The 25,464-nt window shown below is 62.2% G+C and carries 24 protein-coding genes; 16 read left to right on the top strand and 8 right to left on the bottom strand.

Annotated features, from left to right (window positions below; genetic code table 11):
• Nucleotides 1-31: 31 nt before the first annotated feature.
• From ACHEXL_RS10190 to ACHEXL_RS10140, 11 genes are all read left to right on the top strand, one after another.
• The gene (locus ACHEXL_RS10190) at nucleotides 32-1,300 is read left to right on the top strand and encodes a lipoprotein-releasing ABC transporter permease subunit (RefSeq protein WP_416559293.1); all 1,269 of its coding nucleotides are present in this window, start codon (nucleotides 32-34) and stop codon (nucleotides 1,298-1,300) included.
• On the top strand, nucleotides 1,293-1,988 hold the full coding sequence (gene lolD, locus ACHEXL_RS10185) for a lipoprotein-releasing ABC transporter ATP-binding protein LolD (RefSeq protein ID WP_416559291.1): 696 nt from the start codon (nucleotides 1,293-1,295) through the stop codon (nucleotides 1,986-1,988). The genes ACHEXL_RS10190 and lolD overlap by 8 nt, the downstream gene beginning before the upstream one ends.
• Nucleotides 1,989-1,992: 4 nt before the next feature.
• Complete coding sequence (locus ACHEXL_RS10180; protein WP_416559289.1) at nucleotides 1,993-2,817, top strand: TatD family hydrolase; 825 nt, start codon at nucleotides 1,993-1,995, stop codon at nucleotides 2,815-2,817.
• Nucleotides 2,814-3,359, top strand: a complete 546-nt coding sequence (locus ACHEXL_RS10175; RefSeq protein WP_416559287.1) for a DNA-deoxyinosine glycosylase — start codon at nucleotides 2,814-2,816, stop codon at nucleotides 3,357-3,359. Before ACHEXL_RS10180 ends, ACHEXL_RS10175 begins: the two co-directional genes overlap by 4 nt.
• On the top strand, nucleotides 3,356-4,126 hold the full coding sequence (locus tag ACHEXL_RS10170; RefSeq protein WP_416559285.1) for a spermidine synthase: 771 nt from the start codon (nucleotides 3,356-3,358) through the stop codon (nucleotides 4,124-4,126). Before ACHEXL_RS10175 ends, ACHEXL_RS10170 begins: the two co-directional genes overlap by 4 nt.
• A 148-nt stretch (nucleotides 4,127-4,274) precedes the next feature.
• On the top strand, nucleotides 4,275-4,763 hold the full coding sequence (locus tag ACHEXL_RS10165) for a tripartite tricarboxylate transporter TctB family protein (protein WP_416559283.1): 489 nt from the start codon (nucleotides 4,275-4,277) through the stop codon (nucleotides 4,761-4,763).
• 13 nt (nucleotides 4,764-4,776) lie between these two features.
• Nucleotides 4,777-6,288 (top strand): tripartite tricarboxylate transporter permease, encoded by a 1,512-nt coding sequence (locus ACHEXL_RS10160; RefSeq protein WP_416559281.1) that lies wholly within the window; start codon nucleotides 4,777-4,779, stop codon nucleotides 6,286-6,288.
• Nucleotides 6,289-6,487: 199 nt separating this feature from the next.
• Nucleotides 6,488-7,435: a Bug family tripartite tricarboxylate transporter substrate binding protein gene (locus ACHEXL_RS10155; RefSeq protein WP_416561339.1), complete on the top strand. Its 948-nt coding sequence runs from the start codon at nucleotides 6,488-6,490 to the stop codon at nucleotides 7,433-7,435.
• A gap of 1 nt (nucleotide 7,436) precedes the next feature.
• Nucleotides 7,437-9,059, top strand: a complete 1,623-nt coding sequence (locus ACHEXL_RS10150) for a gamma-glutamyltransferase family protein (RefSeq protein WP_416559279.1) — start codon at nucleotides 7,437-7,439, stop codon at nucleotides 9,057-9,059.
• Nucleotides 9,060-9,070: 11 nt separating this feature from the next.
• Complete coding sequence (locus ACHEXL_RS10145; RefSeq protein ID WP_416559277.1) at nucleotides 9,071-9,970, top strand: DMT family transporter; 900 nt, start codon at nucleotides 9,071-9,073, stop codon at nucleotides 9,968-9,970.
• Nucleotides 9,971-9,988: 18 nt separating this feature from the next.
• The gene (locus ACHEXL_RS10140) at nucleotides 9,989-10,789 is read left to right on the top strand and encodes an SDR family oxidoreductase (protein WP_416559275.1); all 801 of its coding nucleotides are present in this window, start codon (nucleotides 9,989-9,991) and stop codon (nucleotides 10,787-10,789) included.
• 150 nt (nucleotides 10,790-10,939) lie between these two features.
• Here the strand turns inward: ACHEXL_RS10140 and ACHEXL_RS10135 are convergent, their stop codons facing one another.
• Complete coding sequence (locus ACHEXL_RS10135) at nucleotides 10,940-11,839, bottom strand: DMT family transporter (RefSeq protein WP_416559273.1); 900 nt, start codon at nucleotides 11,837-11,839, stop codon at nucleotides 10,940-10,942.
• Between the two features lie 123 nt (nucleotides 11,840-11,962).
• Here ACHEXL_RS10135 and ACHEXL_RS10130 point away from each other — a divergent pair, with 123 nt between their 5' ends.
• A complete protein-coding gene (locus ACHEXL_RS10130) occupies nucleotides 11,963-12,946 on the top strand; it encodes a quinone oxidoreductase family protein (protein WP_416559271.1) in 984 nt (327 codons plus the stop codon).
• Between the two features lie 6 nt (nucleotides 12,947-12,952).
• On the opposite strand, the gene ACHEXL_RS10125 is transcribed toward ACHEXL_RS10130, so the two are convergent.
• The 4 genes from ACHEXL_RS10125 to ACHEXL_RS10110 form a co-directional block, all read right to left on the bottom strand.
• Nucleotides 12,953-14,107 (bottom strand): aminotransferase class V-fold PLP-dependent enzyme, encoded by a 1,155-nt coding sequence (locus ACHEXL_RS10125; RefSeq protein ID WP_416559269.1) that lies wholly within the window; start codon nucleotides 14,105-14,107, stop codon nucleotides 12,953-12,955.
• A gap of 162 nt (nucleotides 14,108-14,269) precedes the next feature.
• A complete protein-coding gene (gene lspA, locus ACHEXL_RS10120) occupies nucleotides 14,270-14,785 on the bottom strand; it encodes a signal peptidase II (RefSeq protein ID WP_416559267.1) in 516 nt (171 codons plus the stop codon).
• Nucleotides 14,786-14,816: 31 nt separating this feature from the next.
• On the bottom strand, nucleotides 14,817-17,696 hold the full coding sequence (ileS, locus tag ACHEXL_RS10115) for an isoleucine--tRNA ligase (protein WP_416559265.1): 2,880 nt from the start codon (nucleotides 17,694-17,696) through the stop codon (nucleotides 14,817-14,819).
• A gap of 132 nt (nucleotides 17,697-17,828) precedes the next feature.
• The gene (locus tag ACHEXL_RS10110; RefSeq protein ID WP_416559263.1) at nucleotides 17,829-18,866 is read right to left on the bottom strand and encodes a bifunctional riboflavin kinase/FAD synthetase; all 1,038 of its coding nucleotides are present in this window, start codon (nucleotides 18,864-18,866) and stop codon (nucleotides 17,829-17,831) included.
• 181 nt (nucleotides 18,867-19,047) lie between these two features.
• Here ACHEXL_RS10110 and ACHEXL_RS10105 point away from each other — a divergent pair, with 181 nt between their 5' ends.
• The gene (locus ACHEXL_RS10105; RefSeq protein ID WP_416559261.1) at nucleotides 19,048-19,605 is read left to right on the top strand and encodes an HNH endonuclease; all 558 of its coding nucleotides are present in this window, start codon (nucleotides 19,048-19,050) and stop codon (nucleotides 19,603-19,605) included.
• A 106-nt stretch (nucleotides 19,606-19,711) separates the two neighbouring features.
• Nucleotides 19,712-20,599 carry a DNA ligase gene (locus tag ACHEXL_RS10100; protein ID WP_416559259.1) on the top strand — a complete coding sequence of 296 codons (888 nt, stop codon included), beginning with the start codon at nucleotides 19,712-19,714 and terminating at the stop codon, nucleotides 20,597-20,599.
• Nucleotides 20,600-20,773: 174 nt separating this feature from the next.
• Here ACHEXL_RS10100 and ACHEXL_RS10095 read toward each other — a convergent pair whose 3' ends face one another.
• Together ACHEXL_RS10095 and ACHEXL_RS10090 are read right to left on the bottom strand one after the other, a co-directional pair.
• The gene (locus ACHEXL_RS10095) at nucleotides 20,774-21,889 is read right to left on the bottom strand and encodes an acyl-CoA dehydrogenase family protein (RefSeq protein ID WP_416559257.1); all 1,116 of its coding nucleotides are present in this window, start codon (nucleotides 21,887-21,889) and stop codon (nucleotides 20,774-20,776) included.
• A gap of 10 nt (nucleotides 21,890-21,899) precedes the next feature.
• The gene (locus tag ACHEXL_RS10090) at nucleotides 21,900-23,081 is read right to left on the bottom strand and encodes an acyl-CoA dehydrogenase family protein (protein ID WP_416559255.1); all 1,182 of its coding nucleotides are present in this window, start codon (nucleotides 23,079-23,081) and stop codon (nucleotides 21,900-21,902) included.
• 118 nt (nucleotides 23,082-23,199) lie between these two features.
• Here ACHEXL_RS10090 and purN point away from each other — a divergent pair, with 118 nt between their 5' ends.
• The gene (purN, locus tag ACHEXL_RS10085; RefSeq protein WP_416559253.1) at nucleotides 23,200-23,775 is read left to right on the top strand and encodes a phosphoribosylglycinamide formyltransferase; all 576 of its coding nucleotides are present in this window, start codon (nucleotides 23,200-23,202) and stop codon (nucleotides 23,773-23,775) included.
• On the opposite strand, the gene ACHEXL_RS10080 is transcribed toward purN, so the two are convergent.
• Entirely contained in the window at nucleotides 23,772-24,008 is a 237-nt protein-coding gene (locus tag ACHEXL_RS10080; RefSeq protein WP_416559251.1) for a DUF1653 domain-containing protein, read from the bottom strand. The two genes, purN and ACHEXL_RS10080, sit on opposite strands and share 4 nt — an antisense overlap.
• A gap of 53 nt (nucleotides 24,009-24,061) precedes the next feature.
• On the opposite strand from ACHEXL_RS10080, the gene ACHEXL_RS10075 reads away from it, so the two are divergent.
• On the top strand, nucleotides 24,062-25,360 hold the full coding sequence (locus ACHEXL_RS10075; RefSeq protein ID WP_416559249.1) for an RsmB/NOP family class I SAM-dependent RNA methyltransferase: 1,299 nt from the start codon (nucleotides 24,062-24,064) through the stop codon (nucleotides 25,358-25,360).
• Nucleotides 25,361-25,464: the final 104 nt, after the last annotated feature.

Below are 25,464 nucleotides of genomic sequence, written 5' to 3'. Positions count from 1 at the left end.
TTGTCGGGCGGGCATTGCACAATAGTGGCTTATGGCTTTTTTCAAGAACATCCCCTATGAGCTGGTGCTGGGCTGGCGCTACACGCGCGCAGGCCGTGCCACCCGGCGCAACGGCTTCATTTCCTTCATCTCGGGGGTGTCCATGATGGGCATTGGCCTGGGGGTGGCGGCGCTCATCATCGTGCTGAGCGTGATGAATGGCTTCCAGAAAGAGGTGCGCGACCGCATGCTGGGCGTGGTCTCGCACATCGAGGTCTATGCCGCCGACGGTGCGGCCGTGGCCGATTTGCCCGCCTTGCTGGCCCGCCTGAAGGCCCACCCGCAGGTGCTGGGCGCGGCCCCCTTCATCACTGCGCAGGCTTTGCTGGCGCGGGGCGAGGACATGAAGGGCGTGCTGGTGCGGGGCATCGACCCGGCGCTGGAGCCCGAAGTCAGCGATTTGTCGAACGACACCCAAGCCGGGGTGCTGCAGCGCCTGCAGCCGGGCGAGTTCAATTTGGTGCTGGGCCGCGATCTGGCCAACAACCTGGGTTTGCAAAACGGCGACCCGGTGACCCTGGTCTCGCCGTCTGGCCAGGTCACGCCCGCAGGCGTGGTGCCGCGCATGAAGCAGATGGGTGTGGTGGGCACCTTCTCGTCGGGCCACTACGAATACGACTCGGCGCTGGTACTCATGCACGTCGAGGATGCTGCCCGCATGTTCCGGCTGGAAGGCCCGAGCGGCGTGCGCTTGAAGTTGCGCGACCTGCACCAGGCGCGAGAGGTGGCGCGCGACCTGCAACTGGACTTGGGGCCGCAGTTTTTTGTGCGCGACTGGACGCAGCAAAACAAAACCTGGTTCGCTGCCGTGCAGGTCGAAAAACGCATGATGTTCATCATCCTCACGCTCATCGTGGCGGTGGCGGCTTTCAATTTGGTCAGCACGCTGGTGATGACGGTGACCGACAAGCGCGCCGACATCGCGATCTTGCGCACCCTGGGCGCCAGCCCCCGTAGCATCATGGGTATTTTTGTGGTGCAGGGCGCCACCGTGGGGGTGATTGGCACGATGAGCGGCCTGGCACTGGGGCTGCTGGTGGCTTTCAACATCGATGTGATCGTGCCTGCGCTGGAGACGCTGTTCAACGCCAGCTTTTTGCCGCGTGACATTTACCTGATCAGCCGCATGCCCAGCGAGCCCCTGGCCAGTGACATCCTGCCTGTGGCCATCATTTCTTTGGTTCTGGCTTTTGTGGCCACGCTCTACCCCAGCTGGCGTGCCAGCCAGGTCAACCCTGCGGAGGCGCTGCGCTATGAATGAGATGCAAAACCCGGTGGTGCTGCAGGCCCAGGGCCTGACCAAGCGCTTCACCGAAGGGCGTTTGGACGTGACGGTGTTGCAAGGCGTGGATTTGGCCGTGCACGCGGGCGAGACGCTGGCCATCGTGGGCGCTTCTGGCTCGGGCAAGAGCACCTTGCTGCATTTGCTCGGCGGCCTGGACGCTCCAACCCAAGGCGCGGTGCAATTGAAGGGCCAGTTGCTCTCTGCTTTGAGCGCGGCCGAACAAGGCCAGTGGCGCAACCGTTATTTGGGCTTTGTCTACCAGTTCCACCATTTGCTGCCCGAATTCAGCGCCCTGGACAACGTGGCCATGCCGCTGTGGATTCGCAGGCAGGACCGCGTCCAAGCCGCAGCCGTGGCCACGGGCTGGTTGCAGCGCGTGGGCTTGGGCGAGCGCTTGCACCACAGGCCTTCTGAGTTGTCGGGCGGCGAGCGCCAGCGTGTGGCCCTGGCCCGCGCCTTGGTCAACGACCCGGCCTGCGTGCTGGCCGACGAGCCCACGGGCAATCTGGACCGCGAAACGGCGGATGGCGTGTTTGCGCTGATGCTGCAACTGGCCCGCGAGCGGGGTACCGCTTTTGTGGTGGTCACGCACGACCAGGCCTTGGCCGCGCGTTGCGACCGGCAGCTGCATCTGGTCAAGGGCGTGTTGCAAGCGCCTGTTTGACAGGATGTGGATCGACACGCACTGCCACCTGGACGCGGCCGAATTTGACGCCGACCGCGACGCGGTGCGCCAAGCGGCTCGCGTTGCAGGTGTGACGCGCTGCGTGATCCCGGCGGTGCACGCAGCGCACTGGCCCCAGGTGGCCCAATTGGCCGAGCGGCATGGCGACGCCTACGCCTTGGGCATCCACCCTTTGTATGTGCCACAAGCGCAACAAGCCGATGTGCTGGCGCTGGACCGCGCATTGACCGAACGCCGCGATGACCCGCGCCTGGTGGCCGTGGGCGAGATCGGGCTGGACTTTTTTGTGCCCGAACTGTGCACGCCCCCCATGCGCGAGCGGCAATGGTTTTTTTACACCGCGCAACTCAAACTTGCCCAAAAGCACGGCCTGCCCGTCATCCTGCATGTGCGGCGCTCTGCCGATCTGCTGCTCAAAGGCCTGCGCCAGTGCCCGGTGGTCTCCGGCATCGCGCACGCCTTCAATGGCAGCACCCAACAGGCCGAGGCTTTTGTGGACCTGGGGTTTGTGCTGGGTTTTGGCGGCACGCTGACCTACGAGCGCTCATTGCAGCTGCGCCGCCTGGCCAGCGAAGTGCCCCTGAGCGCCCTGGTGCTGGAGACCGACGCGCCCGACATCCCGCCGCAATGGCTCTACCAGACCGCCGAGCAGCGGGCGCTGGGTGTGCCGCAGGGCCGCAACAGCCCGGCCGAGCTGCCGCGCATCGCACAGGTGCTGGCTGGGTTGCGGGGCTTGAGCCTGGCCGATCTGGCAGCCGCAACCCGCGCCAACGCGCAGCGGGCCTTGCCCCAACTGGCGGCCGCATGAGCAGCTCTGCGCCAACCGTGTCATCGGCCAGCCCCCGTTTGCAGGGTTTGCCGCCCTTGGTGGGGCCGGGCACGCGTGTGCTGGTGCTGGGCAGTTTCCCCAGCGTCAAGTCTTTGCAGTTGCAGCAGTATTACGCCCACCCCCAAAACCATTTCTGGCGCATCGTGCAGGCGCTTTGGCCCGATGCCCCATGGCCTGCAGACAGGGACTACGCCCGCCGCTGTCAGTGCCTGCTGGCCCAGGGCGTGGGGGTTTGGGATGTCTACGCCGAGTGCGAGCGCGAAGGCAGCCTCGACAGCGCCATCCGCCATGCGCAGCTGAACGACTTTCCGGCCTTGTTGCAGCGCTGCCCGCACTTGAGCGCCATCGCCCACAACGGCGGCGAGAGTTTCCGCCATGCCAAAGTGGTCGAAAAATCACTGGCGCAAGCCGGTTTGGCCGGGCGTGTCTCGCTGCATCGCCTACCATCGACCAGTCCCGCGAATGCGTCGTGGACCTTTGAACAAAAACTCACCGCCTGGCGGGCGGTGCTGACCCCATGAGCCGAAAAAAATCCTCTGTCCCCAGCCTCGAACTGCCCGAAGTCAATTTTTCCGAAGACGGCAAGATCCGCTATCTGCACTTGGGCACCGAGTGGATTCAGGGCTCGATGTTTCTGGACCGACCCTTCGACATCGAGCTCGAATATGTACAGCGCATGTTCGGCTGGTTGCTGTTTTTCCCGCATGCCGAAGTCAAGGGCGCACACGCCATGCAGCTGGGCTTGGGGGCGGGCACCATCACCAAGTTTTGCTACAAGAAACTCAAGATGACCTGCACCGCGGTGGAGTTGAATCCCGGCGTGCTGCACGCTTGTCGGGGCTGGTTCCGATTGCCCCCTGACGACGAACGCCTGCGCGTGGTGCTGGCCGATGCGTCGCTCGAAATCCAGAAAGACGAATGGCGCGGCACCGTGGATGCGCTGCAGGTGGACCTGTACGACGAAGAGGCCGCGGCCCCGGTGCTGGACACGCCCGACTTTTACCGCCATTGCCGCGAGCTGCTCACCCAGCAAGGCTGCATGACGGTGAACCTGTTTGGCCGCTCATCGAGCTATGCCGAGAGTGTGGAGAAAATTTGCGCCGCCTTTGGCGAAGACGCGGTTTGGGCCTTCAAACCCACCCGCGAGGGCAACGCCATCGTTCTGGCGCAGCGCACCGCCAGTCGTCCGTCGCGCGAAGCGCTGCTGGAAGCCGCCAGTGTGATCGAAGAAAAATGGGGCCTGCCTGCCAGCAAATGGCTCAAGGTGTTCAAACCCCTCACCAAATGAGTGCATGTCGGCCCCACGTGGGGTGCGGGGACTTGAAAGCAAGGGTAAACCATGAGGTCCGAGGCCTGCCTGCATAGGTGTAACCCACATCCAGCCTGAGGGCTTGTTCGCGCAGAATCACCCCAACTCAAATCAGAGGAGATATCTCGTGAACATCAAGAGTCAAAAAGACTTTTTTTCCGGCCTGTTCTACACCGTCGCAGGCTCGGCTTTCGCTTACGGTGCCACCAACTACACCGTGGGCACAGGTGCACGCATGGGGCCTGGTTACTTCCCGCTGCTCTTGGGCATCATGCTGGCCCTGATTGGGGCCTTCGTCATGTTCAAAGCCTTGACGGTGGAGACACAGGACGGTGACAAGATCGGCTCCTGGGCCTGGAAGCCGCTGTTCTTCATCATCGCGGGCAACGTGTTGTTTGGCATTTTGCTGGGTGGCTTGCCCAGTTTGGGTGTGCCGGCCATGGGCCTGATCGTGGCGATTTTTGGCACCACCTTGGTGGTCAGCTTGGCGGGTGACACCTTCAAGCTCAAAGAAGTATTGATCCTGGCCGCGGTCCTGTCGGCTGGCAGTTATGGCGCTTTCGTGCTGCTGCTCAAACTGCAGTTCCCCGTCTGGCCCACATTCATCACCGGTTGAGGAGAAATAATTCATGGAACTGTTTGACAACCTCGCCCTCGGTTTTGGGGTGGCTTTCACCTTTCAAAACCTGATTTACGCGTTCATTGGCTGTTTGCTGGGCACCCTGATCGGTGTGTTGCCCGGTGTGGGCCCTGTGGCGACCATCGCGATGCTGCTGCCCGCCACCTACGCGCTGCCCCCCGTGGCCGCGCTGATCATGCTGGCCGGTATTTACTACGGCGCTCAGTACGGCGGCTCCACCACTGCGATTTTGGTGAACTTGCCGGGTGAAGCCTCCTCGGTCGTGACCATGATCGACGGTTACCAGATGGCTCGCAAAGGCCGGGCCGGTCCTGCTTTGGCAGCGGCGGGTCTGGGTTCTTTCTTTGCCGGTTGCGTGGGCACCTTGATTTTGGCGGCCTTCGCTGGCCCCCTGACCGAAGTGGCTTTCAAGTTCGGTCCTGCCGAATACTTCTCGTTGATGGTTTTGGGCCTGATCGGTGCCGTGGTGCTGGCTTCGGGCTCCCTGATCAAGGCCGTTGGCATGATCGTGCTCGGCCTGTTGATGGGTCTGATCGGTACCGACGTGAACTCGGGTGTGGCCCGTTTCAGCTTCGACATTCCTGAGCTGACCGACGGTGTGGGCTTCATCACCATCGCCATGGGCGTGTTCGGTTATGGCGAGATCATCTCCAATCTGTCCAAGCCTGAAGAAGACCGCGAAGTCTTCACCGCCAAAGTGACGGGCCTGATGCCCAACGCCCAAGACTTCAAGAACATGGTGCCTGCCGTGTTGCGCGGTACCGCCCTGGGTTCGGCCCTGGGTATCCTGCCTGGTGGCGGTGCCTTGCTGGCAGCTTTTGCGGCCTACACCATCGAGAAGAAAACCAAACTCCGTCCAGGCGAAGTGCCTTTCGGTCAAGGCAACATCCGTGGTGTGGCTTCGCCCGAGTCGGCCAACAACTCGGCTTCGCAAACCTCCTTCATCCCCTTGCTGACCTTGGGCATCCCGCCCAACGCCGTGATGGCCTTGATGGTGGGTGCGATGACCATCCACAACATCCAGCCTGGCCCTCAGGTGATGACCAGCAACCCCGAGCTGTTCTGGGGTCTGATCGCCTCGATGTGGATCGGCAACGCCATGCTGATCATTTTGAACCTGCCGCTGATCGGCATCTGGATCAAGCTGCTGACGGTGCCTTACCGCTGGTTGTTCCCGGCCATCGTGCTGTTCTGCGCGATCGGTGTGTACTCGACCAACAATAACACCTGGGACATCTGGATGGTGGCCATGTTCGGTGTGGTGGGCTACACCTTCATTAAACTCGGCATGGAGCCCGCGCCTTTGCTGTTGGGCTTCATTCTGGGCCCGATGATGGAAGAAAACCTGCGCCGTGCCATGCTCTTGTCGCGTGGCGACTGGAGTGTGTTCGTCACGCGCCCCTTGTCGGCAAGTTTGCTGGCGGCGGCTGTGCTGCTGCTGATCATCGTGACGCTGCCGTCCATCAAGTCCAAACGCGAAGAGGCTTTCGTCGAAGAGTGACGACACTGGTTTGAACGCAGACAACGGCCTCCTTGGAGGCCGTTGTCTTTGGTGGGTGCTGATCGTTCGCTTGCGGCGTGGTCTTGTCACTTGGGGGCAGCGCTGGTGCGTGGCGTCTGCGAAAATCGGTTGTTCAATGTTTGGCAAATTGGTTCTGTAGAGGAGTGTTCCCGTGGAAAAAAGAAATTGGCTTCGCAGCCTGTGTGCTGCAGCGGCTTTGCTGTTGGTTTGCGGCGGCGCTCACGCCCAGAATTACCCGACCAAACCTGTGCGCTTGATCGTGCCGTTCCCGGCGGGCGGGGCCACCGATTTGTTTGCCCGTACGCTGTCCCAAAAACTGAGCGAAAAAATGGGGGCTTCCCTGGTGGTGGAAAACCGCCCGGGTGCTGGCGGCACACTGGGCTCCGACCTGGCGGCCAAGGCCAGCCCCGATGGCTACACCTTGCTGCTGTCCACCTCCAGCACCCACTCGATTGGCCCCAATTTGAACCCGCGCATGCCCTACGACGCGGTCAAGGATTTCACCCCCATCAGCCAGGTGGGCAATGCGCCCAGCATCATGCTGGTGCCCAACAGCTCGCCGGCCAAAACGGTCAAGGAATGGATCGACTACGCCAAAAAGAACCCTGGTCGCCTGAACTACGCATCGAGTGGCAACGGCACCATCGTGCAGTTGTCGGCGGAGCTGTTCAAGGCGCAGGCGGATCTGTTTGTGGTGCATATTCCTTACAAGGGCACAGCCTTGGCCATTCCCGATTTGGTGAGCGGCAAGGTCGATGTCTTGTTTGACAGCTTGCCCACCGGACTGCCGCATGTGCGTGATGGCCGTTTGCGTGCTTTGGGTGTGACCACCCTCAAACCCACTGCTTTGGCGCCTGGCGTCCCCCCTATTGCCGATGTCCTGCCGGGTTACGAGTCCAACACCTGGTTTGGCCTGTTTGGCCCCAAAGGCTTGCCACCCGAAGTGGTGAGCCGTGTGAATACGGCGGCCAACCAAGTGCTGCAAGACCCTGAAGTCATCGACAAGTTGCAACGTCTGGGCATTGAGGCCGTAGGCGGTACGCCCGCTCAGTTCACAGCCATGCTGGCCAAGGAATCGGCCAAGTGGAAAAAGATCATCACCGAACGCAAGATCACCTTGGAATGACATGAACTTCGATTACCAGTTTCCTTACACCAGCACCCGCTTGCCGCTGTTTGCGCGCAATGTGGTTTCTACCTCGCACCCCCTGGCTGCTCAGGCCGGTCTGCGCATGATGCTCAAGGGCGGTAACGCGGTCGATGCCGCCATTGCCGCTGCCGCTGTGATCACCCTGACCGAGCCTGTCAGCTGCGGCTTGGGCTCGGACGCGTTCGCGATTTTGTGGGACGGCCAAGAGTTGCACGGCCTCAACTCCTCCGGCCCGGCCCCCGCGGCTTGGACGCCCGAGTACTTCCACCGCAAATACGGTGCCGAGACCAAAACACCGCCCAAGCGCGGCTTTGACTCGGTCACCGTACCGGGTGCCGTGGCCGGTTGGGTGGCGCTCAGCGACCGCTTTGGCAAACTGCCTTTTGCCGACCTTCTGGAGCCCGCCATCGAGGTGGCCGAGCGCGGTTATTTGATTCCCGTGGTGGTGCAGCAAAAGTGGGCCGCCGCCACACCCGAGCTGCAGTCGCAGCCCGGCTTTGCGCAAAGCTTTTTGCCCTGGGGCCGTGCCCCGCAGGTGGGCGAATTGTTCCAGTTCAAGAACGCGGCGCGGGGCCTCAAGGCCATTGCCGCCACCAAGGGCCAGGCGCTCTATGGCGGCGAGATCGCCGAAGCCATTGAAAAATTTGCCAAGGACAACGGCGGCAGCATCACCGCCAAAGACCTGGCCGACTTCAAGCCCGAATGGGTCAAGCCCATGGCGCAAGACTACCGGGGCTACACCCTGCACGAGATTCCGCCCAACGGTCAAGGCATTGCTGCGCTGATCGCTTTGGGCATCTTGTCCAACTTCGACCTGGCGAGCCACAAGGTGGACAGCGCCGATTCGCAGCACCTGCAAATCGAAGCCATGAAGCTGGCCTTTGCCGACGTGTACCGCTATGTGGCCGACCCGCGCTTCATGGAGTTGCCGCCTGAGCAAATGCTCGACCCCGCTTATCTGGCCAGCCGAGCTAAGCTGATCGACATGAAAAAGGCGCAAGACTTCAAGGCGGGCAACCCGGTCAAGGGCGGCACCATTTACCTCACGGCCGCCGATGAAAACGGCATGATGATCAGCTTCATCCAGAGCAACTTCATGGGCTTTGGTTCGGGTGTGGTCGAGCCCACTTACGGCATCAGCCTGCAAAACCGGGGCCATGGTTTCAGCACCGATCTACAGGGCCAAAACCCTGCCAACTTGGTCCTGCCCGGCAAGCGGCCGTTCCAGACCATCATCCCGGCCTTCCTCACCAAAGACGGCCAGCCGGTCATGAGTTACGGCGTGATGGGCGGCAACATGCAGCCCCAAGGCCACATGCAAACCCTGGTGCGCATGCTCGACTACGGCCAGAACCCGCAAGCGGCGTGCGACGCACCGCGCTGGCGCTTCAACACGGGCCTGAACATCAACGTCGAAGCGGCGATGAATGGCGCCACCGTGCAAGAGCTGATCGCACGCGGTCACCAGCTCGACATCATCAACGACTCCTACCAGGACTTTGGCGCTGGCCAGTTCATCTGGCGCATGGGCGATCCGGCAGTGCACGGCTATCAGGTTGCCAGCGATCCGCGCCGTGACGGTCAAGCTGTGGGCTTCTGATTGCCGCCAGCATGCAGTTGCCCAGAACCACGCAGATGACCGCCGGTCTGCTCATGGCAGCCGCCGGCTCCATCGCATTCAGCGGCAAGGCCATCATCGTCAAATTGGCTTACCGCCACGGGGTGGATGCGGTCACTTTGCTCATGTTCCGCATGTTGTTTGCCTTGCCTTTGTTCTTGCTCATGGCTTGGTGGGCCGGGCGTGGTAAAGGTCCGATCGCTGCGCGTGACTGGTGGGGCATCCTGGGTTTGGGTGTCTGCGGTTATTACCTCGCCTCGTTTCTGGATTTTTGGGGTCTGGAGTACATCAGCGCTTCGTTGGAGCGCCTGATTCTTTACCTCAACCCCACTTTGGTTTTGGTGCTGGGCTGGCTGCTTTATGGACGCAAGATCAGCCACCGCCAGGGTGTTGGCATGCTCATCAGTTATGCCGGCGTGTTGCTGGTGTTTGGTCACGAAGCGGCCCTGGATGGCAAAAACGCTTTGCTGGGCGCTGCGCTGGTGTTGGCCAGTGCCATCAGCTATGCGCTGTACTTGAGTTACAGCGGACAGTTGGTTCAGCGTTTGGGGTCTTTGCGTTTGGCCGGCTGGGCCACGTCGGTGGCATGTGTGTTGTGCATTGGTCAATTCTTGTTGCTGCGACCGCTGAGTGCAGCCGAGGTGGCCGAGCCCGTGCTTTGGTTGTCGCTGCTGAATGCAACGGCCTGCACCGCGGTGCCCGTGCTGTTGGTGATGATGGCGATTGAGCGAATCGGCTCGGGCTTGACGGCGCAGACCGGCATGATCGGCCCGATGTCCACCCTTCTGATGGGTGTGGTGATTTTGGGCGAACCGTTCAATGTGTGGATTGTGGGCGGCACCGCGCTGGTGCTGTCCGGTGTGTTTTGGGTGACGCGTGCACCCAAAGTTTGAAACTAAGAGGAGATCACCGTGGATTTGGGTATTGCAGGCAAATGGGCTTTGGTCGGTGGCGCAAGCAAAGGCTTGGGCTGGGGTTGCGCACGGGCTTTGGCCCTGGAAGGCGTGAATGTGGTCATGGTGGCACGTGGTGCCGAGGTGCTGAACAAGACCGTGGATGACTTGCGTGCCGAAACTGGCGGCAAGGTTCAGCTGATCGCCGTGGCGGTGGACATCACCACCGAAGCCGGCCGCGAAACCATCTGGAATGTACCCGGCGGCCCCGGCAAGGACTACGACATCGTGGTCACCAACGCTGGCGGCCCACCGCCCGGCGACTTCCGCGACTGGGACCGCGAGGCCTGGGTCAAGGCCATCGATGCCAACATGCTCACCCCCATCGAACTCATCAAAGCCACGGTGGACCGCATGGCTGCCCGTGGTTTTGGCCGCATCATCAACATCACATCGAGTGCGGTGAAAGCACCCATCGACGTGCTGGGCCTGTCCAACGGTGCCCGCAGTGGCCTCACGGGTTTTGTAGCCGGGGCATCGCGCAGCAAAATCGCCGCTCAGGGCGTGACCATCAACAACCTGTTGCCCGGTAAGTTCGACACCGACCGCATCCGCTCGACTTTGCCCGCCATGGCCCAGAAGGCGGGCAAGACGGTGGAAGAGTTGCGTGTGATTCAGCAAGCCCAAATTCCGGCGGGCCGTTATGGCAACCCCCAGGAGTTCGGTGCGATTTGTGCCTTCCTGTGCAGCCAGCATGCCGCTTACATGACGGGGCAAAACGTGCTCGCCGATGGTGGGTCTTACGCCGGGACGTTTTAAGCCCTGGTGCCTTGTCCGGGCTCAGGCATTCGGCTGCAGGGGCAGCCTCCCATGAAAAACCTCCGCTGAGGTGCAGAAGCTGCACACAGTCAAGTCTTTGTTCATGGTGGAGCGAGCCCCTGCTCGCGAATCTCAGCTGACGCCGCGCTTTCAATGCCGGGATGACACCCAGATCCCGCCGATGATCAACGCAAATGCTAGCGCGTGGTACAGGTGTGGTAACTCGCCTAAAAATGCAGCCGAAAAGATGGCCGCAAACAGCGGTGTGAGGTTGGCAAAAAAGCCGGCCACCGCGGGGCCTGCCCGCTGGATGCCGAGGCCCCAGCAGCGGTAGGCCAGCACGGCCGGTCCCACCGCCACAAAAGCTAAGGCGCTGATCAGGGGCCAGCCCCAGGTGATGTGGGCATCCGTCAGCCCCCATTCCATGCCCGCAAACAAGCCAGACCAGGCCAAGCCAAACACCACCTGCGCGAGCAAGAAGGCCGCCCAGTCCTGTCGAATTGCTTCGGGCTCGTCCCTGCGGCTGAGCAGCCAGCTGTACCAGGACCAGCAGGCCGTGGCCAGCAAGATGAACAAATCACCAACTACCAGGCGCACGGCCAAGAGCTGCGCCCAGTCACCCCGCGACAGCACCACCAGCACGCCCACAATGGACAGCGCAGCGCCATACACCTGGGCGCGGCGCACCGGAGCCTGAAAAAACAGCGCCCCGATGGCCAGCATCCAGACCGGTCCACTGGCGGCCACCAAGGTCACATTCAGTGGGGTGGAGGTTTGCAGGGCCAGGTATTGCAGCGCGTTGTAGCAACCCACCCCCAGCAAGCTGAGCAAGGCAAAACGCCGCCAGTGTTGCCACAGGCCACTGTTGCGCTTCAAAACCCAGGTGGCCAAGGGCAGCAAGATGAACAAGGCCACGGCCCAGCGCAAGAAGTTGAGCGTGATCGGCGGCACCAGGGTGTTGACCAAGCGGCCGATGACCGCATTGCCTGCCCACAGCAGTGGGGGCACGGTCAGCATCAAGGCCGTGCCGAGAGAGAGTTTTTGGGACATGCGGCACTGTATCGGCATTCGGGTTTTCCCGCTGTCGCCGATCTGTCCCCACCCCGAACGCCCGCTCGTGATTCGTGGCAAAGTCACGCATCGTTTGCTTTCACACTTTCAGGAGAATTTCCCATGACCCTTGCAGTCCAGATCGATCAACACGGTGGTCCCGAAGTCATGAAATTGGTTGATGTGACCGTGGGCGAACCCGGTCCGGGTGAGATCCGCATTCGCCACAAGGCCATCGGCCTGAACTTCATCGACGTTTACCAGCGCAGCGGCTTGTACCAGCTGCCCATGCCGTTCAAGCTGGGCATGGAAGCTTCGGGCGTGGTCGAAGCCGTGGGCGAGGGCGTCACGCACCTGAAAGTGGGCGACCGCGCCGCGTACGCCAGCCAGCCGCCGGGCAGCTACTGCGAAGTGCGCGTCATGCCCGCCAAGTGCGTGTGCAAACTGCCCGATGCGATCTCGTTCGAGACGGGCGCCGCCATGATGCTCAAGGGTTTGACAGCCCAATATTTGCTCAAACGCACGCTGCCCCAGGGCGGCCTGAAAGCTGGAGATTTCGTGCTCTTCCACGCGGCAGCGGGCGGCGTGGGCCTGATCGCCTGCCAGTGGGCTAAGGCTTTGGGCCTGCGCCTGATTGGCACGGCGGGCAGTGACGCCAAGTGCGCCCTGGCTTTGGCCAACGGCGCCGAGTTTTGCATCAACTACTCGAGCGAAGACTTCCAGGCCAAGGTCAAAGAGATCACGGGCGGCGCAGGCGTGAAGGTGGTGTACGACTCGGTGGGCAAGGACACCTGGGACAAATCGCTGGACTGCTTGGCGCCCTTTGGTTTGATGGCCAGTTTTGGCAATGCCTCAGGTCCGGTGGCTCCGTTTGCGCCTGGCATTTTGGGCCCCAAGGGCTCGATTTATGTGACGCGCCAGACCCTGTTCAGCCACATCACCACCCGCGAAAACACGCAGGCCATGGCTGACGACTTGTTCGAAGCGGTGACCAGCGGTAAGGTCAAGATCCACATTGAGCAGACTTATCCCTTGGCGCAAATCCAGGACGCACACATCGCCCTGGAGGCCCGCAAGACCACGGGCTGCACGATCATCACGCTGTAAAGTGCCTCAGGCGGCCAGCTTTTCAGCTGGCGCTGGAGCCACTGCGTCCAAGGCGGTGCGCAACTGCTGCAGCGTGCGCTGCACGTTGTGCCACTTTTCCAGGCCAAACAGGCCCATCCGGAAGGTGCGGAAATCGGCGGGTTCGTCGCACTGCAGCGGCACGCCCGCCGCCGTTTGCAGACCTTCGGCCAAAAACTTCTTGCTGCTCTGGATCTCGGGGTCGGTGGTGTAGCTGACCACCACACCGGGGGCTTCGAAGCCTGGCGCGGCCACGCTGGGGAAGCCACGCTCGGCCAGCAATTGGCGTACGGCCCGGCCCAATGCCATTTGCTCTTCGCGCACCTTAGCAAAACCGTAGGCTTCGGTCTCCAGCATGGCTTCTTGCAGGCGCAGCAGCGCGTCGGTGGGCAAGGTGGTGTGGTACATGTGAGCGCCGCCCTCATAGGTTTCCATCACCTGCAGCCATTTTTTCAGGTCCATCGCAAAGGTGGTGCTGGTCGTGCCGTCAATCGCCTGGCGAGCGCGTTCGCTCAGCATGACCATGGCACAGCAAGGTGAGCTGCTCCAGCCTTTTTGCGGCGCGCTGATCAACACATCCACACCCGTGGCCTTCATGTCCACCCACATCGCGCCCGAGGCGATGCAGTCCAGCACGAATAGTCCACCCACGGCATGCACCGCATCGGCCACGGCTTTCAGGTAGCCATCGGGCAGCATCATGCCGGCGGCCGTCTCCACATGTGGCGCGAACACCAGAGCGGGTTTTTCAGCGGCAATGGCGGCGGTCACTTCGGCGATCGGGGCCGGGGCCCAGGCCGCTTGTGTGCCCTCTGCGATGCGGCGGGCCTTGAGTACGCTGTGGCTTTTGGGGATCTGGCCCATGTCAAAAATCTGCGTCCAGCGGAAGCTGAACCAGCCGTTGCGGATCACCATGACGTGCTGGTGGGTGGCAAATTGGCGAGCCACCGATTCCATGCCAAAGGTGCCGCTGCCGGGGACCAGTGCGACCGAGTGGGCGCCGTAGACGGTCTTGAGCATGCGCGAGATATCGGTCATCACGCCACCAAAGCGCTTGGACATGTGGTTCAGGGCGCGGTCGGTGTAGACCACCGAGAATTCGAGCAGACCATCGGGGTCGATGTGGGGCAGCAATCCGGGCATGGGGATCTCCGTTTTTCAATCAGGGGAAACAGCTTAACCGAGTTAGCGCTTGTGTGGGGCAGGGGCATGGGGCGGGTGCGGATGGCCTCATCAGTCGCTTCGCGCCAGAAAATCGGCCATCCGCACCCGTCCCATGCCCCTTTGTAGTGGTGTTGAAAGGTTTCAGCGTCCGCGCCGGACCCGCAAAATCTCGTCCAGGATCAGCAAGGCCGCACCCACGCTGATGCCGCTGTCGGCCAAATTGAAGGCCGGGAAGTGCCAGGCTCCCCAATAAAAGTCCAGAAAGTCGACCACGTAGCCGTGCAGCAGGCGGTCGATCACGTTGCCAATGGCCCCGCCCAGGATGAGCGCAATGGCCAGGCAAAAGAGTTTTTGGCCTGCGTGGGAGCGCAGCATCCAGACCATGAAGATGGCCGCCACCACGCCGATGCCTGTGAAAAACCAGCGCTGCCAGCCGCCAGCGCCCGCCAGAAACGAAAATGCCGCGCCGTGGTTGTGCACCCGCACCAGGTTAAAAAACGAGGTAATGGGCGTGCTGTCGCCCAGCTGAAAGGCGCCCAGCACCAGCACCTTGGTGAACTGGTCGATCAACAGCACCAAGAGGGCGATGCCCAGCCAGAGCGCCATGCCCTGGCTTTTGCCGGAGCCGCCTTTGCCGAATTTTCTGGAGCTGGCCATGGGTTTGCCTTGTCTGGTGGGTGCTTGAAGGTCAGGCCACGCTGCGGGTTTCGCCCGCGCCGTGCAGGTTGCTGATGCAGCGGCCGCAGATTGTGGGGTGCGCCGCATCAGCGCCCACATCGTCCGCGTAGTGCCAGCAGCGCTCGCATTTAGTGGCTTGGCTGGGTGTCACTTGCACGGCCAATGCATCGCCCGCCTGCAAATTGACTTTGGAGGTGATGAACACGAACTTGATGTCCGCGCCCAGGCTGGCCAGCAGGGCGTGGTCAGCGGCAGGCGCGGTGAGTGTGATCTCGGCTTGCAGCGAGGCCCCCACCTGGCCAGCAGAGCGCAGGTTTTCGATGTCTTTGTTTACTAGGTCGCGGATTTCGCGGATGCGGGCCCATTTGGTGAGCAACGCGGCATTGGCCGCACCGAAGTCGCTGAAGGTTTCCAGGAAGATGGACTCCGACTTGCCAAAGGTGCTCCAGGCTTCTTCGGCGGTGAAGGACAGGAAGGGCGCCATCCAGCGCAGCATGCCGTGGGTGATGCGGTAGAGCGCCGTTTGCGCACTGCGGCGGGCCAGCGACTTGGGCGCGGTGGTGTACAGGCGGTCCTTGAGCACATCCAGATAGAACGCACCCAGGTCTTCCGAACAGTAAATCTGCAGCTTGGAGACCACGGGGTGGAACTCGTACATGTCGAAGTGGGCGCGGATGTCGGCTTGCAACTGGGCAGCGCGGGCCAAGGCAAAGCGGTCGATTTCCAGCAGCTGGTCATCGGGCACGGCATCAAGCGCCGGATCGAAGTCGCTCACGTTGGCCAGCAGGAAGCGCAGCGTGTTGCGGATGCGGCGGTAGGCGTCGACCACGCGGGCCAGGATTTTGTCGTCGATGTTCAGGTCGCCCGAGTAATCGGTGGACGCCACCCACAGGCGCACGATTTCAGCGCCCATTTTGCTGGTCACGGTTTGCGGGTCCACCGTGTTGCCCAAACTCTTGCTCATCTTGCGGCCCTGGCCGTCGGTGGCAAAGCCGTGGGTCAAGAGGCCCCGGTAAGGCGCGCGGTCGTACAGGGCGCAACCCAGCAAGAGCGAAGAGTGGAACCAGCCGCGGTGCTGGTCGTGGCCTTCCAGGTACAGGTCGGCCTCAGGACCTTCGTTGTGGAAGGGTGGCACGCCGTAAGCGTCTTTGTGGCTGCCGCGCAGCACATGCTGGAAGGTGGAGCCCGAGTCGAACCAGACTTCCAGGATGTCGGTGCTCTTGGTGTAGTGGGGCGCGTCTTGTGCGCCCAGCATCTCTTCCACCGTCACCCGGCTCCAGGCTTCGATGCCGCCTTTTTCCACAATGTCGGCCGCTTGGTCAAGGATCTCCATGGTGCGCGGGTGCAGCTCGCCACTGTCCTTGTGCAGGAAAAACGGCACGGGCACGCCCCAGCTGCGCTGGCGCGAGATGCACCAATCCGGGCGGTTGGCGATCATGTCGCGCAGACGCGATTTGCCGTTTTCGGGGTAGAACTGGGTTTGCTCGATGGCGTCCAGGGCCAGCTGGCGCAGGGTCTTGGGTGCTTTGTCCTTCGTGAACACACCTTCGCCCTCGTCCATGCGCACAAACCACTGGGCGGCAGCGCGGTAGATGACGGGGGTTTTGTGACGCCAGCAGTGCGGGTAGCTGTGGGTGATTTCCATGGTGGCCATGAGGCGGTCGCTTTGGCCCAGCACCTCGATCACGCGAGCGCAGGCTTTCCAGATGTGCTGGCCACCAAAGAAGGGCAGTTCTTCGGCGTACACCCCGTTGCCTTGCACGGGGTTGAGGATGTCGTCGTAGGCCAGGCCGTTGGCCACGCAGGAGTTGAAGTCGTCCACACCATAAGCGGGGGAAGAGTGCACGATGCCGGTGCCATCGGTGGCGGTCACGTACTCGGCCAGGTACAGCGGCGATGTGCGGCGGTAGCTGTATTTGCCGCCTTCTTCGGCCGTCACGGTGTCGTGCAGCGGGTGGCGGAAAACCAAGCCCCGCAGTTTCTCGCCTACAGCGGTGGCGATCACGGTGCCTTGCAGTTGATAGCGCTCAAGGCATTTGTCGACCAGGCTGGCGGCCAGCAGCAGCACGCCACGTGGCGTGTCGACCAAGGCGTACTCCAGCTCGGGGTGGGCATTGAGGGCCTGGTTGGCAGGGATGGTCCAGGCGGTGGTGGTCCAGATGACGGCAAAGGCTTTTTTGCTGCCCTCGCCAGGCAGTTGGGGCAGGCCAAAGGCGGTAGCCAGAGCGGCGTTGTTGTCGGCTTCAAAGGCCACGTCCAGCGTGTCGCTCTTTTTGTCCGCGTATTCGATCTCGAACTCGGCCAGCGACGAGCCGCAGTCAAAACACCAGTAAACGGGCTTGAGGCCCCGGTACACAAAGCCGCGCTCGATCACGCGCTTGAAGGCGCGGATCTCTCCGGCTTCGTTGGCCGGATCCATGGTGCGGTAGGGGCGCTCCCAGTCGCCCAGCACGCCCAGGCGCTTGAAGTCTTCGCGCTGCTGGCCGATCTGCTCGGTGGCAAAAGCGCGGCTCTTGGCCTGCATGTCGTCACGGCTCAGGTTGCGGCCGTGCAGTTTTTCGATGGCGTTTTCGATCGGCAAGCCATGGCAGTCCCAGCCGGGGATGTATTGCGCGTCAAAGCCAGCGAGTTGCTTGGACTTGACGATCATGTCCTTGAGCACTTTGTTGAGCGCGTGGCCGATGTGCAGCTTGCCGTTGGCGTAGGGTGGGCCATCGTGCAGCACGAACAAAGGCGCACCCTGGCGGGCAGCGCGCAGTTTTTTGTACAGACCGCCGTCGTTCCAGTCTTTCACCCAGCCCGGCTCGCGCTTGGGCAGGTCGCCGCGCATCGGGAAGGCGGTGTCCATCATGTTGATGCGGGTGTCGGGGTTCTGGGTTTTGTCGGTCATGGTGCGTCTGGTCGAGAGGGCTTCGACAAGCTCAGCCCGAGCGGCGGGCCGTTCGGAGAGATCAAGAGGGGGTGGGCCGTGGAGGTCGTTCGCCCTGAGCCTGTCGAAGGGCAGCAAACGAGGGCCGGAGCGTCAAATTCGGTCGCGGGTGGTTTGGCGGCTGGTTTCACCATGGCGGGAGGCAAACCACGCTTGTGCATCGTCGCAGTCTTTGGCAATGCCCTGTGTCAGGGCGTCCAGACCGTCGTATTTGAGCTCGTCGTGTAATTTATGCAGCAAGTCCACGCGGATGATTTTACCGTAGCCCCCCTCGGCCCCCAGATGGGCGGGCCAGTCGAAGGCGTGGGTCTCGAGCAGCACGCGGCCGCCATTCACATCATTCGGATCCAGCGAAGGGCGGATGCCCAGATTGGCCACGCCTCGTAAGGGCTGATCGGCCAGGCCATGCACCTGCACCACAAAGATGCCGCTGGCGGCAGGCTTCCAGTGCGAGAAACGCAAATTCAGGGTGCGAAAGCCGTCGCCTGCGCCTTCGGCGGTGGCGGCCAATTCGCGGCCCAGCTTGCGCCCATGCACCACATGGCCGCTGATGCTGTAGGGGCGACCGAGCAGTGCCTGTACAGCTGGCAGGTCGCCCCGGTTCAGTGCTTCACGCACGGCTGAGCTGGACACGCGCAGGCCATGCACCTCGTAGCTGTTCATGCGGGCCACGTCAAAGCCCAGGCGCTGGCCTGCAGCGTCGAGCATCGCGTAGTCACCCGCGCGTTGCGCTCCAAAGCGGAAATCGTCGCCCACCAGCACATAGCGCACACCCAGGCCCTGCACCAGCACCTGTTCGATGAAGTGTTGGGGCGATTGGCTGGCCAGCCGGGCATCAAAAGGCACCACCACCACCTGGTCGACGCCGCAGCGCTCGAGCTCCTGCAGTTTGTCGCGCAGCGTGGCGATGCGGGCAGGGGCCAGCTCGGGCTTGTTCAGCGCTTTGGCAAAGTAGTCGCGCGGGTGGGGCTCGAAGGTCATCACGCAGCTGGGCACACCCCGGTGAGCGGCTTCGCTGCGCAAGAGCGCCAGCATGGCCTGGTGGCCGCGGTGCACGCCATCGAAGTTGCCAATGGTCAGAGCGCAAGCGGGGGCCAAGTCGGGGTGGTGGAAGCCTCGGAAAACCTTCATGTCGCTGCTCATGTCCTGCCTGTGCGCTGGGCAAGCGCCAGCTTTCACGGATTTGTCAATGTAAGAGGGTATATTGTGACTGAGCCCGATTCCCCAGCGGTGGCACCCTAGCGCTCGGGGCCCAATCGAGACGGAACTTTTCGTGTCAGTGGTTTTTTTGAACTGTTGGATGGAGGCGTCTGTGAAGGTTTTGAAACTCTCGGCCCAAGGCTTGCCGCAATCGTGGATCACGCTGGAGCAGGCGGTCACGCACTACGCGGCAGACGAGGTGCGTTGGGAAGCGGGTCAGCAAGTGGCCGTTTTTCATGGCGGACACAACGCGCTCACCGGGCAGCAATCCATCATCACCGTCAACAGCATCATCGGCACCCAGGGCGTGCCCCGCATCAACCCGTTTGACATGCGCCCGGGCCTCACCAACACCAAACTGTTTGTGCGCGACCGCAATCTGTGCGCGTATTGCGGCGGGCATTTCCACGAGTCGGTGTTGACCCGCGAGCACATCGTGCCCCTGTGCCAAAACGGGCCTGACCACTGGATGAACGTGGTCACGGCTTGCCGCTCCTGCAACCACCGCAAAAGCAGCCGCACGCCCGAACAAGCCAAGATGCCTTTGCTGTACGCGCCCTATGTGCCCAGCCTGTGGGAAGACTTCATCCTACGCAACCGCCGCATTCTGAGTGACCAGATGGCGTTTTTGATGGCACATGTCCCCAAGAATTCGCGCTTGATGGCCTGAACTCGTTGGTTTTTCGCTTGCGCAGCTTGCCAAAGCGACGCATCATGAACTCCTGAAAACAAAAGGCCCAAGGCGCAAGCGCCTGGAGCCCTCAGGGAGACACAGCATGCAAGCACAAGTCTTGAACACGGTGCGCGGCTTATCGCGGCGCCAGAGTTGGGTGGTGATGTTCATCGGTCCCTGGTTCGCCGCTGCCGTGCGTGGCGATCCGCTGACCCCCATCTCCATCCAAGTTCAGCTGGCATTGCCCTGGCCCCTTGCACATTCCCCGCAAGGCTTTTGGGTGAGTGAAAAATTCGATGGCGTTCGTGCCGTCTGGGATGGGCAGGTCTTGCGCTTTCGCAGCGGCCGGGTGATTGCAGCTCCTGCCTGGTTCTTGTCGGCGTTACCTCGGATTCCACTCGACGGCGAGTTGTGGATGGGCCGCGGGGCCTTTGACCGGCTCTCGGGCGTGGTGCGCCAGATCGAGCCCGATGACGAGGCCTGGCGGACCGTGAAATACCTGGTGTTTGATGCCCCTGGCCATGCCGCCCCGTTTGCGCAGCGGGTGGCTTTTGTGCAGTCGATCTTGGCGCAGGTGCAACAGCCCTGGCTGATGCCGGTGGCGCAGCGCGAAGTGAAAGACGCCCGTGCTTTGCAAGCGTTTTTGCAGGAGACGGTACGCCAAGGTGGCGAGGGCTTGATGCTGCACCGCGCCGATGCCTTATGGCGGCCAGGCCGAACAGACGCGTTGTACAAGCTCAAACCCGAGCCTGACGAAGAAGCTTTGGTGGTGGGCCATCAGCAGGGCAAAGGGCGTTTGGCGGGCATGACGGGGGCTTTGCTGCTGCAGATGCCCTCGGGTCAGCGCTTTGCATTGGGCGCGGGCCTGAGCGACGCGCTGCGTCGCAAACCGCCGCCCCTGGGGGCTTGGGTCACTTACCGCTACCGCGAGCGCACGCCCTCGGGCTTGCCGCGATTTGCTTCTTTTTTGCGGGTGCGGGAGGCGGAGTGAGCATCAAAATGGCCCCTCTCGGTGCCTTGTTGATGGGTGGCTCATCCAGACGATTCTGGTGTTGGGCCGCTAGGTAGGAGGGCAGCGCGTTTCGGGCTCAGAGGCGCTTCGCTTTGCCACATCGCCTGACCCGCGCTGCCCTCCCATCTTGCTCAGGTTCACAGGCCTTTAGTTTCAGGCGAACACGCCTGCCGTCTCCTGCATGCGGGCAGACACTTCGCCCAGCTGGTGCAGGGTGTCACCAAAGGTCATGTCCAGCTGCGTCAATTTCTTGAAGTAATGGCTCACGATGTACTCGTCGGTGACGGCAATGCCGCCGTGCAGCTGCACCGCTTGCTGACCGATGAAGCGCATGGACACGCCCAGCTGATACTTGGCACGGGCCAAGGCTCGGCGGCGTTCGTCAGCAGGCGCGTGCAGCTTGAGGCTGGCGTAGTAGCTCATCGAGCGGCCCAGCTCCAGCTGCATCTTCATGTCGGCCACGCGGTGGCGCAGGGCCTGGAAGCTGGCAATCGCCACACCAAACTGCTTGCGCGTGTTCATGTAGTCCACGGTGATGGCCATGGTTTTGTCCATCACGCCCACGGCTTCGGCGCAGGTGCAGGCGATGCCGATGTCCACGGCTTCTTCCAAAGCGCTCAGGCCGTTCAGGGTGATCAGCTGCGCGGGGGCTTGGCTCATCACCACTTCGGCAGCGCGTGTGCCGTCTTGCGTGCCGTAGGCCTGGGTGCTCACACCGCTGGCGCTGCGCTCCACCAAAAACAGGGCGATCTGGCCGTTCACGGTGGCGGGCACCACGAAGGCATCGGCCTGGTCACCCACAGCCACCACGCTCTTGGTGCCGGTCACCGACCATGCACCGTTCGATTCGGTGGCTTGCGCCGCGCAGCGGCCCAGCTGATAACGGGCACCGCGTTCTAGCTGTGCCAGCACCACGATGGCCTCGCCTGCCGCGATACGCGGCAACCAAGCGGCTTGCAGGGCTGCAGGGGCGTGGGTTTGCAGTGTGGCGCTGCAGATCAGGGTTTGGGTCAGGGGTTCGAGCACGATGCCACGGCCGAGCTCTTCCATGGCGACCATGGCTTCGGTCGGGCCCATGCCCATCCCGCCGTGCTCCTCGCTCACGTACAGACCCGTCAGGCCCAGCTCGGCCATTTCGCCGTAGGCAGCCCGGTAAAAACCGCCTGCAGCGACGATGGCGCGGCGGCGGTCAAAGTCATAGCCCTTGTCCACCCATTTGCGTACCGCATCGCGCAGTTGTTCCTGGTCGTCAGAAAAATCGAAATCCATGTGTGTCTCCTTAACCCAGAACTGTCTGGGCGACGATGTTGCGTTGCACTTCGTTGCTGCCGCCGTAAATGGTGGTCTTGCGCATGTTGAAGTAGTTGGCGGCTAGAGGGGCGTTGGCCAGCGTGCCGCCGGGGAAGTTGCCCTGCCAGCCTGCGTCCATGGCTTCGAAGATGAAGGGCAGGGCAAAGGGGCCTGCGGCTTGCATCATCAGCTCGGTGTAGCGTTGCTGGATCTCGCTGCCCTTGATCTTCAAGAGGCCTGCGATGTCGAGCGAGTTTTTGCCGGATTTTTCGGCCGACAAGACGCGCAGCACCAGCATCTCCAGCGCCACGATGTCGACTTCGAGCTTGGCGATCTCGTCACGGAAACGCATGTCGTCGTACACGCCTTCGGTTTTGGCGATGCGCTTCAAGCGCTCGAGCTCACGCTTGGCGCGGTTCACGTCGGCGATGTTGGTGCGCTCGTGGGCCAGCAGGTGTTTGGCGTAGTTCCAGCCTTTGTTTTCTTCGCCGATCAGGTTTTCGGCGGGCACTTCGACGTTGTCAAACCAGACTTCGTTGACTTCGCACTCGCCATCCAGCAGCTTGATGGGGCGCACGGTGATGCCGGGCGACTTCATGTCGATCAGCAAGAACGAGATGCCGGTCTGGGGTTTACCTTCGGTGCTGGTGCGCACCAGGCAGAAGATCCACTCGCCGTATTGGCCCAGGGTGGTCCAGGTTTTCTGGCCGTTGACGATGTATTTGTCGCCCACGCGCTCGGCGCGGGTTTTGAGCGACGCCAGGTCCGAGCCGGAGCCCGGCTCGCTGTAGCCCTGGCTCCACCACACTTCGCCGCTGGCGATGCCGGGCAAAAACCGCTTTTGCTGCTCGGCGTTGCCAAAAGCCATGATCACGGGGGCCACCATCACCGGGCCAAAAGGCACGACGCGGGGGGCACCCGCCAGGGCGCATTCTTCTTCGAACAAATGTTTTTGCACGGCGGTCCAGCCCGGGCCGCCAAACTGCGTGGGCCAGCCCCAACCCAGCCAGCCTTTTTTGCCCAAAATCTTGGCCCAGCGCTGCATGTCGTCACGCGTCAGGCGCATGGCATTGTGCACTTTGTGCGAAATGTCAGTGGGCAAATTTGCCTTGACCCAGGTGCGGATCTCGTCGCGGAAAGCGAGCTCTTCGGGGGTGAATGCCAAATCCATGGGGTTTTCTCTCAAAATCAAACGACCGTGCTTTTTATCACGCGCAGGCCGATCCGGCATGTCCTTGGTGCGACAAATGTCGGCAGACCCGGGGCCTGCAGGGATAATCCAACCCTTCATGAGAAACATCGTCATTCTGATTTCGGGCTCGGGCTCCAACATGGCTGCGATCGTGCGTGCCTCAGAGCAGGGCCGCTGGGCCCAACGCTTGAACGCCCGGGTGGCTGCCGTGCTCAGCAACCGGGCCGATGCCCCGGGCCTGGCTTTCGCCCAAGACCACGGCATCGCGACCCAGGTGCTCGACCACAAGGCCTTTGCCAGCCGCGAAGACTTTGATGCGGCGCTCATGGCCGAGATCGACCGGCACGCGCCCGCTTTGGTGGTGCTGGCGGGCTTCATGCGCATCGTGACCCCCGGTTTTGTGGCGCACTATGCCGGGCGCTTGCTCAACATCCACCCGTCCTTGTTGCCCGCCTTCCCGGGCCTGAACACGCATCAGAGGGCGATCGACGCCGGCTGCCGCTTTGCCGGGGCCACGGTGCACCAGGTCACAGCCGAGCTGGACCATGGCAGCATCCTGGCGCAGGCGGTGGTGCCAGTGCTACCGGACGACACCCCTGATACTTTGGCGGCGCGTGTGCTCAGCCAAGAGCACCTGATTTATCCGCAGGCGATTGCTCAGTTTTTGGCTTAATCGCCGATGCGTTCAAAGCGCGGTTGCACTTTTCCATTGAACTCGGCAACTTCGGTAAACATGGCCGCAGGCCTGACCCACAGGCCTTGCTTGCCATAGAGCGCCTGGTACAGCGTCATGGGCTGCAGGTCTTCGCTGTGGCGCACGGTGCCCAGCACGCGGTATTGGCCGCCTTTGTAATGGCGGTACAGACCTTGGGGCGTTTCGATCAGGGGTGGCAAATCTTCGGTCATGGCTTTGTGCTTGAGGTTTGAGACGGGCCAGCGGAATGGGACAATACGCCCCTATGCATCCAAAAGCCCTTTTAGACGCCTGCGCCGATCTGGTCAGGCTGGTCCTCCAATTTGAACATCCCGCCGACGCTGTGGTGTCGCGCTATTTCCGCGAACACCGCTCGCTGGGCCCCCGTGAACGTGCCACTTTGGCCGAAACCGCTTTTGCCGTGCTGCGCAAAAAGCTGCTGTTTGAGCAGCTGGCCCGCTCGGGCTCGGGCGCCAAAGAGCGCAAGCTGGCGATTTTGGGCTTTTTCGGTCCGCGTGATTTTTTGGCCTCAGCCCTGAACGACACCGAGAAAAAATGGCTGGCCACTTGTGATGCCATCCCGGCGGACGCCTTGATGGCCCCGCACCGTCACAACCTGCCCGACTGGATGGCGCAAGCCCTGCAAGCCCAGTTGGGCGAGGATTTTTGGGACTTGGCTGAGCATTTGCAGCAGCCCGGCACGCTGGACCTGCGCGTGAACACGCTCCAAGCCAAGCGCAGCGACATCCAGAAAGAGCTGGCGCAAGCGGGCATCGCTTCCGAGCCCACGCCTTACTCGCCTTGGGGCCTGCGCCTGCAAGGCAAACCTGCTTTGCAAAAAACCGATGCCTTCACTCGGGGCGCGATTGAAGTGCAGGACGAGGGATCGCAGTTGCTGGCCTTGCTGGTGGACGCGCACCGGGGCGAGATGGTGGTGGACTTTTGTGCCGGCGCGGGCGGCAAAACGCTGGCGCTGGGCGCGGCCATGCGCAGCACCGGTCGCTTGTATGCCTTTGACGTGTCGGGCCACCGCCTGGACGCGCTCAAACCCCGCATGGCCCGCAGCGGCTTGTCGAATGTGCACCCGGCGGCCATTGCGCACGAGCGCGACGAACGCGTGAAACGCCTGGCGGGCAAGATTGACCGCGTGCTGGTCGATGCCCCGTGTTCGGGTCTGGGCACCTTGCGCCGTAATCCCGACTTGAAGTGGCGGCAAAAGCCCCAAGCTGTGCAAGAGCTGACTGAAAAGCAGCAAGCCATCCTGCAAAGTGCTTCCCGGATGGTCAAGTCGGGCGGCCGCTTGGTGTATGCCACCTGCAGCGTGTTGCCCGAGGAAAACGAGTTGATCGCGCAAGTTTTCAGTGCCGTCAACCCGGACTTTGTCCCTTTGAATGTGGCCCAAGAGCTCGACAGGCTCAAAGTGCCCCACGCCGCCAGCCTGTGCTCACCGGCCCCATCGGGCGATGCCCACCCCGATGCTCCGCCAGCCGGCACATTCCTGAGGCTGTGGCCCCATCGCCATGCCACAGATGGGTTTTTTGCCGCAGCCTGGGTTAAAAAGTAATACTTTTTAACTTGTAACAGCCGACATCGGTCGAAAACGCTGTCCTTTTTAGGCCGGCAAACTTAAAATCGAGAAATTGCCTGAATTCAGGCGCCTGTAGAAAG

The sequence above is a fragment of the Limnohabitans sp. YIMB22184 genome, assembly GCF_048020265.1.
In the GTDB taxonomy this organism is placed as follows: domain Bacteria; phylum Pseudomonadota; class Gammaproteobacteria; order Burkholderiales; family Burkholderiaceae_C; genus Limnohabitans_A.
This window is presented reverse-complemented; position numbering and strand designations above follow the sequence as displayed.

Coding starts and splice junctions, on each gene's coding strand:
- ACHEXL_RS10175 (WP_416559287.1), top strand. CDS start 2,814: ATGAGCAGCTCTGCGCCAACCGTGTCATCGGCCAGCCCCCGTTTGCAG.
- ACHEXL_RS10080 (WP_416559251.1), bottom strand. CDS start 24,008: ATGACCGAAGATTTGCCACCCCTGATCGAAACGCCCCAAGGTCTGTAC.
- ACHEXL_RS10170 (WP_416559285.1), top strand. CDS start 3,356: ATGAGCCGAAAAAAATCCTCTGTCCCCAGCCTCGAACTGCCCGAAGTC.
- ileS (WP_416559265.1), bottom strand. CDS start 17,696: ATGACCGACAAAACCCAGAACCCCGACACCCGCATCAACATGATGGAC.
- ACHEXL_RS10125 (WP_416559269.1), bottom strand. CDS start 14,107: ATGCCCGGATTGCTGCCCCACATCGACCCCGATGGTCTGCTCGAATTC.
- ACHEXL_RS10160 (WP_416559281.1), top strand. CDS start 4,777: ATGGAACTGTTTGACAACCTCGCCCTCGGTTTTGGGGTGGCTTTCACC.
- ACHEXL_RS10100 (WP_416559259.1), top strand. CDS start 19,712: ATGCAAGCACAAGTCTTGAACACGGTGCGCGGCTTATCGCGGCGCCAG.
- ACHEXL_RS10095 (WP_416559257.1), bottom strand. CDS start 21,889: ATGGATTTCGATTTTTCTGACGACCAGGAACAACTGCGCGATGCGGTA.
- ACHEXL_RS10090 (WP_416559255.1), bottom strand. CDS start 23,081: ATGGATTTGGCATTCACCCCCGAAGAGCTCGCTTTCCGCGACGAGATC.
- ACHEXL_RS10135 (WP_416559273.1), bottom strand. CDS start 11,839: ATGTCCCAAAAACTCTCTCTCGGCACGGCCTTGATGCTGACCGTGCCC.
- lspA (WP_416559267.1), bottom strand. CDS start 14,785: ATGGCCAGCTCCAGAAAATTCGGCAAAGGCGGCTCCGGCAAAAGCCAG.
- ACHEXL_RS10190 (WP_416559293.1), top strand. CDS start 32: ATGGCTTTTTTCAAGAACATCCCCTATGAGCTGGTGCTGGGCTGGCGC.
- lolD (WP_416559291.1), top strand. CDS start 1,293: ATGAATGAGATGCAAAACCCGGTGGTGCTGCAGGCCCAGGGCCTGACC.
- ACHEXL_RS10130 (WP_416559271.1), top strand. CDS start 11,963: ATGACCCTTGCAGTCCAGATCGATCAACACGGTGGTCCCGAAGTCATG.
- ACHEXL_RS10150 (WP_416559279.1), top strand. CDS start 7,437: ATGAACTTCGATTACCAGTTTCCTTACACCAGCACCCGCTTGCCGCTG.
- ACHEXL_RS10110 (WP_416559263.1), bottom strand. CDS start 18,866: ATGAAGGTTTTCCGAGGCTTCCACCACCCCGACTTGGCCCCCGCTTGC.
- ACHEXL_RS10075 (WP_416559249.1), top strand. CDS start 24,062: ATGCATCCAAAAGCCCTTTTAGACGCCTGCGCCGATCTGGTCAGGCTG.
- ACHEXL_RS10180 (WP_416559289.1), top strand. CDS start 1,993: ATGTGGATCGACACGCACTGCCACCTGGACGCGGCCGAATTTGACGCC.
- purN (WP_416559253.1), top strand. CDS start 23,200: ATGAGAAACATCGTCATTCTGATTTCGGGCTCGGGCTCCAACATGGCT.
- ACHEXL_RS10145 (WP_416559277.1), top strand. CDS start 9,071: ATGCAGTTGCCCAGAACCACGCAGATGACCGCCGGTCTGCTCATGGCA.